Annotated in this window: 8 protein-coding genes and 1 pseudogene; 5 read left to right on the top strand and 4 right to left on the bottom strand. The window is 74.8% G+C overall.

The features are described from left to right. Positions 1 to 190 (bottom strand): DUF523 domain-containing protein (locus BU198_RS25775; RefSeq protein ID WP_188299263.1); only part of this gene is annotated, 190 nt, incomplete at its 3' end. 54 nt (positions 191 to 244) lie between these two features. Between BU198_RS25775 and BU198_RS25770 the strand changes: the two genes are divergently transcribed. From BU198_RS25770 to hemQ, 3 genes are read left to right on the top strand one after another with little or no spacing between them, the layout of a single operon-like run. Then, complete coding sequence (locus BU198_RS25770) at positions 245 to 835, top strand: Uma2 family endonuclease (protein ID WP_188299262.1); 591 nt, start codon at positions 245 to 247, stop codon at positions 833 to 835. Between the two features lie 34 nt (positions 836 to 869). Beyond that, the gene (gene hemG / locus BU198_RS25765; RefSeq protein ID WP_188299261.1) at positions 870 to 2,300 is read left to right on the top strand and encodes a protoporphyrinogen oxidase; all 1,431 of its coding nucleotides are present in this window, start codon (positions 870 to 872) and stop codon (positions 2,298 to 2,300) included. Then, a complete protein-coding gene (gene hemQ / locus BU198_RS25760; protein WP_188299260.1) occupies positions 2,297 to 3,016 on the top strand; it encodes a hydrogen peroxide-dependent heme synthase in 720 nt (239 codons plus the stop codon). Before hemG ends, hemQ begins: the two co-directional genes overlap by 4 nt. A 250-nt stretch (positions 3,017 to 3,266) precedes the next feature. Here hemQ and BU198_RS25755 read toward each other — a convergent pair whose 3' ends face one another. The 3 genes and pseudogenes from BU198_RS25755 to BU198_RS42545 all read right to left on the bottom strand — a co-directional run bounded on the left by BU198_RS25755 (position 3,267) and on the right by BU198_RS42545 (position 6,698). Continuing rightward, positions 3,267 to 4,049: a TIGR04222 domain-containing membrane protein gene (locus BU198_RS25755; protein ID WP_188299259.1), complete on the bottom strand. Its 783-nt coding sequence runs from the start codon at positions 4,047 to 4,049 to the stop codon at positions 3,267 to 3,269. A 227-nt stretch (positions 4,050 to 4,276) separates the two neighbouring features. Then, on the bottom strand, positions 4,277 to 5,341 hold the full coding sequence (locus BU198_RS25750; protein ID WP_188299258.1) for a TIGR04222 domain-containing membrane protein: 1,065 nt from the start codon (positions 5,339 to 5,341) through the stop codon (positions 4,277 to 4,279). Between the two features lie 62 nt (positions 5,342 to 5,403). Then, a pseudogene (locus BU198_RS42545) lies at positions 5,404 to 6,698 on the bottom strand (DUF692 domain-containing protein). A gap of 412 nt (positions 6,699 to 7,110) precedes the next feature. Between BU198_RS42545 and BU198_RS25735 the strand changes: the two are divergent. Then, positions 7,111 to 8,064: a GNAT family N-acetyltransferase gene (locus BU198_RS25735; protein WP_223244935.1), complete on the top strand. Its 954-nt coding sequence runs from the start codon at positions 7,111 to 7,113 to the stop codon at positions 8,062 to 8,064. Positions 8,065 to 8,323: 259 nt separating this feature from the next. Further along, entirely contained in the window at positions 8,324 to 9,334 is a 1,011-nt protein-coding gene (locus BU198_RS25730; RefSeq protein WP_188299255.1) for an MBL fold metallo-hydrolase, read from the top strand. The last annotated feature ends 247 nt before the right edge of the window (positions 9,335 to 9,581 follow it).

The raw sequence follows: 9,581 nt of genomic DNA, 5'->3' as shown, positions 1-9,581 counted from the left end.
CGTCCGCGCCGTCCCCGCCCACGATCTCCGCCGGCGGCCGCGGCGTCGGCAGCCCGCCGGCCCCCTCCGGGCACACCACCACGGCCCGCCCGTCCTCGACCAGGCGCACGGCGCCGTCGGAGGTCTTCGCCCGCCCGTCGTACCGGCAGGGGATCCCGGCCAGACACGCACTCACCACGATCGGTTCCATAGCACACAGAATAGGCGGGGGCCGCCGCGCTCCCGAACTCGCTACCGTAGGGGCATGAGCGAGCTGCCGGACTGGATGTACGCGCCCAGAGACGAGGGCTGGTTTGCGGACGACCTCGACCACCTGCCACAGGCGCCGCGGCACACCGAACTGATCGATGGAGCACTGGTCTTCATGATGTCCCCGCAGCGTTCGTTCCATGGCAGGGTCGTGCGGAACCTGACCGCTGCGCTGGAATCGCTGGTGCCGGACGGGATGATGGTCGAGGACCAGATGACGGTCAAGCTCGACCGGTGGAACCGACCGGAGCCGGACGTGGTGGTCGCCTCGGCGGAGTACGACGCGGATCGTACCTGGTTCGCCGTAGCCGACGTGGTGCTCGCCGTCGAGGTCGTCTCCCCGGAGTCCGCGCACCGCGACCGTACGGTCAAGGTCCGCAAGTACGCCGAGGCAGGCATCCCCCACTACTGGATCGTGGAGGAGGAGGAAGGCCTCCCGGTCGTGCACGTCTTCGAGCTGGAGACGGTGACCTCCTCCTACGTCCCGGCCGGGATCTTCCGAGGCAAGCTCGAACGCCCGGTGCCGTTCCCGATCACGATCGAGCTGGACGGGCTGGTGCCGAGCGGCAGGCGTGCAGCGGATTGAGGCATCCGTGTAAAGACCTGCGAGACTGCGGAGCATGTCGGATGCACAGGTCGTCGTCGTCGGTGGTGGGATCGCGGGACTGGCCGCGGCCGCCTTCCTGAGCGGGGCGGCCGGAGGGCCGGCGCGGGCACGGGTGACGCTGCTGGAGGCGTCCGGGCGGGTCGGCGGGAAGCTGTGGGGCGGAGAGGTCGGCGGGGTCGGGGTGGACCTCGGGGCCGAGTCGGTGCTGGCCCGGCGGCCGGAGGCGGTGGAGCTGGCGCGGGCGGTCGGGCTGGCACGGGAACTGGAACCGCCGACCACCGCGAAGGCCGCGATCTGGACCCGCGGCGCCCTGCGGCCGCTGCCCGGCGGGCAGGTGATGGGCGTTCCCGGTGACCTGGAGGCGCTGGCCGCCTCCGGGGTGCTGACCGCGGAGGGGCTGGAGCGGGCCAGGCACGAGGAGTCCGCCGAGATCGGCGAGGACGTCCCGATCGGCCGCTACGTCGCCGACCGGCTGGGCCGGGAAGTCGTGGACCGGCTGGTCGAGCCGCTGCTGGGCGGCGTCTACGCCGGCCGCGCCGACGAGATCTCGCTGCGCGCCGCCGTGCCGCAGCTGCTGCCGATCGCGCGCGGCGGCGGCTCGCTGGTCGAGGGGGTGCACGAGCTGGCCTCCCGGCCGAAGGCGGCCGGCACCCCGGTGTTCCAGGGGCTGCGCGGCGGTCTCGGCACCCTGCCCGGCGCGGTCGCCGCGGCCTGCGTCGAGGCGGGCGTGGACCTGCGCACCGACGCCCCGGTGGACGAACTGCGCCGCACCCCCGACGGCTGGCGGGTGGTGACCGGCGGCGAGGTGCTGCACGCGGACGCCGTCGTGCTGGCCGTCCCGGCCCCCGCCGCGGCCCGGCTGCTGCGCGAGGACGCCCCGGCGGCCGCCACCGAGCTGGACACCGTCGAGTACGCGGGCATGGCCCTGGTGACCCTGGCCTTCCGCCGCGCCGACCTGGCCGAGCCGCCGAGCGGCAGTGGCTTCCTGGTGCCGCCGGTGGACGGCCGGCGGATCAAGGCCTCGACCTTCTCCTCCAACAAGTGGGGGTGGCTGGAGCGCTCCGCGCCGGACGCGTTCCTGCTGCGCACCTCGCTGGGCCGGCACCGCGAGGAGGAGGCGCTGGGGCTGCCGGACGAGGAGCTGGTGGCGCGGTCGCTGGCGGACCTGGAGGAGGCGATCGGGCTGACCGCCCGGCCGTACGACACCTTCGTGTCCCGCTTCACGGCCGGTCTGCCGCAGTACCCGGTGGGGCACCTGGACCGGGTGGCCAGGGTGCGGGCGGCGGCCGGGCGGGTGGGCGCGCTGGCGCTGTGCGGCGCCGCGTACGACGGGGTGGGCATTCCGGCGTGCATCGGGTCGGCCGCCGCCGCCGCGGCGGCCGTCGACAGACTGTTGACCCCGGAGACCGGGGAAGGTTCCACGGAGAGGACAATGGGCGCATGACTGAGAGCGTTGAGCGGGAGCAGCAGCCCGAGAAGAAGAAGGCGCGCGACCTGAACCAGGTCATCCGCTACACCATGTGGTCGGTGTTCAAGCTCAAGGGCGCCCTGCCCGAGGACCGCACCGCCCTCGCCGCCGAGGTGGACGAGCTGTTCGCGCAGCTGGACGCCAAGGACGTGACCGTGCGCGGCACGTACGACGTCTCCGGTCTGCGCGCGGACGCCGACATCCTGGTCTGGTGGCACGCCGCCGACTCGGACGACCTCCAGGAGGCGTACAACCGCTTCCGCCGCACCGGCCTCGGCCGGCTGCTGCAGCCGGTCTGGTCGAACATGGCGCTGCACCGCCCGGCCGAGTTCAACAAGTCGCACATCCCGGCGTTCCTGGCCGACGAGCGCCCGCGCGACTACGTCTGCGTGTACCCGTTCGTCCGCTCCTACGAGTGGTACCTGCTGCCGGACGCCGAGCGGCGCGCGATGCTCGCCGAGCACGGCCAGATGGCGCGCGGCTACCCGGACGTGCGGGCCAACACGGTGGCCTCGTTCGCGCTCGGCGACTACGAGTGGCTGCTCGCCTTCGAGGCGGACGAGCTGCACCGGATCGTCGACCTGATGCGCGACCTGCGCCCCTCCCGGGCCCGGCTGCACGTCCGCGAGGAGGTGCCGTTCTTCACCGGCCGCCGCAAGCCGGTGAGCGAGCTGCTGAACGGCCTGGTCTGAGCGACCGCGCGGTGTCAGGAGGCCGGTTCCCCCGCGGGGGAGCCGGCCTCCGGCGTTCCGGCGGGGTGCCGTGGCCGTGCTCCGGCGGACTCGCGCAGTACGGAGGTGCAGTGGTCGCCGAGGTCGACCCGGGTGACGTCCTTGAAGCCTCCAGCGTCGCGAGGCCGTGCCTGCCGAGGGCCGGTCCGGCCGGGGAGGGTTCGTCCATCGGGGGAGTCTGCCCTGGTCGCGGGGTGGGCACAGCCGGATTTCAGGTCCGGTGGGGGCGCAGGGCGGCGCGGAGGCGGGCGTCGGGGAGGACGGCGGGGCCGTTCATGGCGACGGCGGTGAGCAGTTCGCGCTCCTCGTCGTCGGCGAGGCCGCGCTGGCGGGCCGGGCGGACCTCGCGCAGCACCTCCTGGCCGGTCGGGGAGGCCCAACGGGTGTACGGGTAGACGTCGACCCGGGCCATCAGCAGGGTGCCGGAGGTGAGCATCAGCGGCAGCGAGAACCAGGCGAGCGGGGCGAGGGTGTCACCGCCGGTGAAGCCGCTCAGGGCCAGCGAGGCGGCCAGCAGGACCAGCGACAGCAGCAGTGCGTGGCGGACCTGCCGGACCACCACCACGGTGGTGCGCTGCACCATCGCGGGGGTGGCCAGGCCCGCCAGCGCGAGCCGGGCGCCGATCTCCAGCACGGTGGGGTGCTCGGCCATCGCCCGGCGCAGCTCGTCGGTGCGGCACTGGCCCCCGGGGCCGACGGTGGCGATGACCGCCCGCTCCAGCCGGCTGCGGCCCCTGGGGTCGACCACGGTGGTCCAGCCGGTGTGCGCCAGGTGCAGCCGGCCCCGGCCGGCCATCAGGACGAGGGCGAGTTCGACCACCCGGTCCGGGCCGCCGGCCAGGTAGGCGGTCTCGTACAGGCCGATGCCGACGGCTTCGGGGGGCCGCAGGCCGGTCGGGTCGGTGAGGGCGTCGGCGGTGGCGGTCATCCGGACCAGTCGGAGGCAGGACAGCACCGCCGCGACACAGGCCGGTATGAGGAACAGCAACCACATGGGCATGTTGTATGCCTGCGGCGAGGGCGCGCGGAACGCATTCCCGGTCCGCGATACCGAACTGTGACGTCCGGCGGGGCGTCAGTGGGGGTGCGGCCGTGCGGCGGAGCCTTCTCGGCCGGGCGGTGCGACCCCGCGCGCAGCCCGACGGCGGCCGGTCCCCCGGCGATCGGCCGGGCCGCGTACCTCGTCCCCGCCGATCGCCTGGCCGGCCGCCGGGGCCGGTGTCAGGAGCCGCAGCCGCCGCCACCGCAGCTCGATCCGCAGCTGGAGGAGGACGACGAACCGCAGCTGGACGAGGAGGACCCGCAGCTGGAGGAGGACGAGGAGCCACAGCTCGACGACGAGGAGGAGCCGCAGCCGGAGGAGCCGGAGTCCGAGGAACCGCACCAGGAGGCGCTGCCGCCGTCGGAGCCGGAGGAGCACGAGGACGACGATGAGGATGACGAGGACGACGACGAGGACGACGACGCGGCGTTCGCGGCGGCCGCGTGCCGCACGGCCTCCTCCTCGGCCGACGCGGCCAGCATCGTGGCCTCCAGCTCCTGGTCGTCCAGCCCGGCCGCGGCCAGCCCGCCGAGCGCGAGCGCGCCCAGCAGCGCGCCGCCGGCCAGCTTGGGCGACACCCCGGAGTTGGGCTTCCACGGCCCGCCCTGCATCAGGGAGAGCTGGCGCGCTCCCGCCGGGGTGATCCGGCTCCTGACCGGCGGGGTGGCGAGCAGCGCGACGAGGCCCCCGGCCACCAGGATGCCCGGGATCCAGAGGTTCGGGCGGTAGTGGCCGACGACGCCGTCGTCGATCAGTACGGAGGCCACCGCGGAGGCCACCACGACGAGCAGCGCGAGCCAGAGCAGCCGGCGGGCGGTGCGGGCCCGCCGCAGCCGCTCGGGGCGGCGCAGCAGGCCGCGGTCGGCGAGCCTGTCGCCGAGCTCCTGGACGGCGGCGGAGCGCATCACGGCGTGGCGCAGCGGGCCGATCTCGCGGCTCCCGGTCGGGCCGACGGCGTCCTGGACCGCCTTGTCGACGGCGTCGTACGGCTTGGCGCCGGTGAGTGTGACCAGGCCGGAGCGGCTGATCACGGCCTGCTCGCTGAGGTGCATCCGGACCAGGGCGGTGTCGAACACCCGCCCGGGACCGCCGGACAGGAACGCGGTGTCGAGCAGCGGCAGGCCGCGGCCGGGCAGGCCCTTGGCGTACCGGACCTGGCCGATGTGCTGCCGGGTCCGCGAGGCGTACAGGGCGGCGGCCACCAGCAGGACGGCCGGGACGATGAAGTAGCTGTTGCGCCACATGGGCGGTTCCCCCCGAGGTGGTGATGGTTCGCCAGAGGCTGGTGGCCCCCGGCCGCCGGCTGTCAGGGCGTGTCGGACGCGCCCTGGCGGCGCAGGGCCCGGCGCAGGCGCGCGAGCGGGCCGGGCGGTGGTACGGGTGCCGGGTGGAGCCACTGCTCCAGGGCTCGGCGGTGGTCGTCGGCGAGCGGGCCGCCGTCGGTGAGCACCCACTGCGCGAAGGCCCGGGCGTCGGCGCGGTAGCCGCCGGTCTGCGGGTGGGAGCGGGCGTAGCCGAGGAAGAGCGGCCCGTACTGCGCCCCGAGCATACGGGGCAGGTCGGGGGCCACCTTGGCGGTGGTGCTCCGCCGCTTGGCGGCCAGGCCGGTGGACTGGGCGCGGACCTGGCGCTCGTCGAAGCCGGGCGGGACGGGCCCGCCGGCCACCAGGGCGGCCAGCAGCTCCTCCTGGCGCCGGGCCAGCCGCTGCCGGGCGGCGGTGAGGTCCCGGTCGGCGGCGATGTCGGTGGCCTTCTGGATCGTGGTCGGGTCGGTCATCGTCGGGTGCTCCCCTCCAGGACCCGGCGGATGGCGTCCAGTTCGCCGGCCAGCTCGCTGGGCGGCGGGAAGTTGGCGTCCCGCTCCAGCAGGACGCCTGGCGGGGTGGTCCGTGCGCAGAGTTCGGCCAGTATCTCCAGGACCGGTTCGGTGACGGGGTGGGCGTGGGTGTCGTGCCAGACGCCGTCGACCAGCCTGCCGCCCGCGACGTGCACGTAGGCGAGCGCCTCCAGCGGCAGGCGGTCGAGTTCGGCGGCCGGGTCGAGGCCGAGGTTGACCCGGTTGGTGTGCAGGTTGGCGACGTCGATCAGCAGCCGGACGCCGGTGCGCTCGACCAGCTCGGCCAGGAACTCGCCCTCGCTGAACTCGTCGTCCGGCCAGGCGAGCTGGGCGGCCGTGTTCTCCAGGGCGAGCGGTACCGGCAGCTGTTCCCGGGCGATCCGGACGTTCTCGGCGATCACCCGCAGCGAGTCCCGGGTACGGGGGACGGGCAGCAGGTGGCCGGCCTCCAGGCCGCCGGCCCGGACGAACGCCAGGTGCTCGGTGACCAGCGGGGAGCCGAGCGCCAGGGCGGCGTCGGCGAGCCGGGCGAGGCGGCCCGGGTCGGGCAGGTCCGCGCCGCCGAGGCCGAGGCCGACGCCGTGCGGGACGACGGTGACGCCGCGTTCGCGCAGGACGGTCAGCGAGTCGGGCAGGTGGTCGGCGCAGATGTTCTCGGCGACCACCTCGACCCAGTCCAGGCCGGGCTGGCGTTCGACCACGGTGTCGATCTCGCTGCGCCAGCCGAGGCCGACGCCCAGGCGGGTCGTGGTTTCCGGGGGCATGGTTCCTGTGGACGCCGTTTTCGGGGCCGTGGTTCTCGGGGTCGCGGTTCCGGCGGGCGCGTTTCCCCGGAGCGCCGTTCCCCGGGGTGCGGCGCTCGGGCTCGCGGTGGCGGAGCCGGGCAGGTCAGGGGCAGGGGTGGTCATCGGTTCGCCCCCTTCGGAGGGCCGGGTGAGAAGGGCCGTCGACCGGTGCGGGCGTCGTCGCCAGGACCGCGCGGCCGTGTTGCTGAGGATGTCCCCGGGCAGGGTGGCTGCCAAGCCTCACCCGGTCTTCTCAGAGCATTATTTGAGCTTGTCGGCCCGGTGATCAGGGACTTTGGTCCCGAGCCTCGGCCGTCCCCGCAGGTGGGGCGCCCCGGCGGCGGGAAAAACGGGGGGCGCGGGCGGACGGGCGCGGCTAGCGTGGGAATCCATGACTTCTTCGATCTCCCTGACGATCCGTGACTTCCGCCCCGAGGACGCCGGCGCCGTGGCGGCGGCCCACCGGGCCGAGCGCGAGCACCTGGTGCTCTCCGCCGAGGCCCTGGCCTGGCAGAACGCCCAACCCAGCCCCGAGGAACACTTCCGCACCTTCGTCGCCGAGCTGGACGGCCGGGTGGTCGGCGCGGTGCGCTGCGGCGTGGTGCTCGGCACGACGACCGAGGGCGTCGGCTACGCCAACGGCAGCGTGCTGCCCGCTTTCCGGCGGCGCGGGGCGGCCACCGCGCTGCTGGCCGCGGCCGAGCGGCACCTGACCGGGCACGGGGTGACCGAGCTGCACACCTGGGTGGACGACGAGCCCGCCTCGCTGGCCTTCGCCACCGCCAGTGGCTACCGGCTCGGGCGCGCCATGCAGTTCGCCGGACGGGACCTGACGCTGCCGCTGCCACCGGCGCCGGTACTGCCGGCCGGCGTCGAGCTGCGCCCGGCCGCCGACTGGGCGGCCGCCCCGCACCCGGTGTTCCTGGTCGAGGCGGACGCCGTCCTGGACGAGCCGGGCAGCGAGGTGCCGATGGACGCCGTGGAGTACGAGGACTGGCTGCGCTGCGACTGGACCCGCCCGGACCGGGACCTGGCGCTGAGCGTCGTCGCCGTGGTGGACGGCGAGCCGGCCGCGTTCAGCATGGCGCAGACCGACGGGGTGGACCGCTACTGGTCCGCGTTCACCGCCTGCCGCCGGGAGTTCCGCGGCCGGGGGCTGACCAAGTCGGCCAAGCTGGAGTCGCTGCGGCTCGCCGTGGCGGCGGGCTACCGGCGCGCGTACACCAGCAACGACACGACCAACGGGCCGATGCTGGCGATCAACGCCTGGCTGGGATACGAGCGCTGCGCGGGGGAGCGCAAGGGGATCAAGCGGCTGGAGCGGCCCGCGGGTCGGGAAGCCTGACGCTCCGCCGGTGCCGGCGGGGTCCGCCGCACCCCGCCGCGTCCCGCCGGCCCCCGTGGCGCTGTCGCGCCGAGGGTCGGCGCTGGTCCGAGGGGGCAACGCGGGTGCCTCCGCGCTGCGGGGGACGGGCCGGTTCGGCCAGATGTGGTCCAGACCACTCGGGATGAATCGGGATATCCCGGGCTTCTGAAGACGCGAAGTGGCTTGAACCGTAAGAGTTTTGCTTCGCCTCTGACACATCATGGGCATAATCGCGCACATGACGATCAACCGTGCGAACGTGAGCGCGATCGCCGAGGACCTGTACGTGTGGCTCCCGCCGAAGCGGGGATGGGGCCTGGCCAACTGCGGACTGCTGGCTTCGGAGACCACGGCGCTCTGGATCGACACACCGTACGACCCCTCGCTGGCCGGGGAGTTCCTCGCCGCCAGCCGGCGGCTGCTGCCCGCCGGGGTCGAGGTCGACCGGGTGGTCGTCACCCACGCCAACGGGGACCACCTGTGGGGCGCCGGGGTGCTGCCGGACGCCGAGGTGATCGCCACCCGCGAGGCCCTGGAGCACATCCACTGGGAGCCCACCCCCCAGCAGCAGCACGCGCTGGTCACCACCAGCGACCCGGACTCGCCGCTCGGCGGCTACCTGCGGGAGCACTTCGGAGTGTTCGACTGGTCCACCGCCGAGGCGGTGCGCCCGGACACCGTCTTCACCGGTGAGCTGGAGCTGACCGTCGGCCGGTACCCGGTGCAGATCACCAGCCTGCCCGCCGCCCACACCGGCGGCGACCTGATGGTCCACCTCCCGCACCAGCGCGCGGTGTTCACCGGCGACGTGATCTTCTCCTCGACGCCCGAGCAGCCCGGCGACCACCCCTCGCACTGGGCAGGACCGCTGGAGAACGTCATCGGCGCCTGCGAGCGGGCCCTGGCCACCGGCGCGGAGATCTTCGTACCGGGCCACGGCCCGGTGCTCGACCGGGCCGGCGTCCGGGAGCACATCGGCTACCTCGGGTACGTCCGCGAGCGCGCCCACGCCCTGCAGGCCGCCGGGATACCCGCGCTGGACGCCGCCCGGCGGGTGATCGCAGAGCGGCGCCACCCCGAACTCGGCCTGCCCGAGCGGCTGGTGCTCACCATCGCGGCCGAGTACCGGCACCTGGACGGCTCGGCGGCCCCGGGCGTCCTGGAGGCCATGGGCCAGGTCGCCCTGGTGGCCAGGGAGCTGGCCGAGGACGGCGCCCGCCCCCCGCGCCCGCGCACCGCCCGGAACTGACCCCGCCCGGGTTGCCCATCCGGCAGCCCGGCAGCCCGGCCTTCCTGTCCGTCCCGTCCGGCCCGGCCGGTCCGATCCGCAAGCACCCCCGAGGACTTCGATGACGCAGATCGCGCTGATCGTCCTGGCGCTGGTCGCCGCCGTGGCCACGGGCGTGCTCGCCCGCGGCCGGGCCGGGGCCGTCGCCCGGGCCACGGCCGCCGAGACCGCACTCGGCCACGGCGAGGAACGCGCCCGGGCCGCCGAG

The sequence above is a fragment of the Streptomyces sp. CBMA156 genome (assembly GCF_014596515.1).
Lineage (GTDB): Bacteria > Actinomycetota > Actinomycetes > Streptomycetales > Streptomycetaceae > Kitasatospora.
The sequence above is the reverse complement of the archived record's forward strand: the minus strand, read 5'-3'. Positions and strand labels throughout refer to the sequence as shown.

Excerpts from the sequence above, each read along its gene's own strand:
- BU198_RS25730 (WP_188299255.1), top strand. The coding sequence starts at position 8,324 with ATGACGATCAACCGTGCGAACGTGAGCGCGATCGCCGAGGACCTGTAC.
- hemQ (WP_188299260.1), top strand. The coding sequence starts at position 2,297 with ATGACTGAGAGCGTTGAGCGGGAGCAGCAGCCCGAGAAGAAGAAGGCG.
- BU198_RS25770 (WP_188299262.1), top strand. The coding sequence starts at position 245 with ATGAGCGAGCTGCCGGACTGGATGTACGCGCCCAGAGACGAGGGCTGG.
- BU198_RS25735 (WP_223244935.1), top strand. The coding sequence starts at position 7,111 with ATGACTTCTTCGATCTCCCTGACGATCCGTGACTTCCGCCCCGAGGAC.
- BU198_RS25750 (WP_188299258.1), bottom strand. The coding sequence starts at position 5,341 with ATGTGGCGCAACAGCTACTTCATCGTCCCGGCCGTCCTGCTGGTGGCC.
- BU198_RS25755 (WP_188299259.1), bottom strand. The coding sequence starts at position 4,049 with ATGTGGTTGCTGTTCCTCATACCGGCCTGTGTCGCGGCGGTGCTGTCC.
- hemG (WP_188299261.1), top strand. The coding sequence starts at position 870 with ATGTCGGATGCACAGGTCGTCGTCGTCGGTGGTGGGATCGCGGGACTG.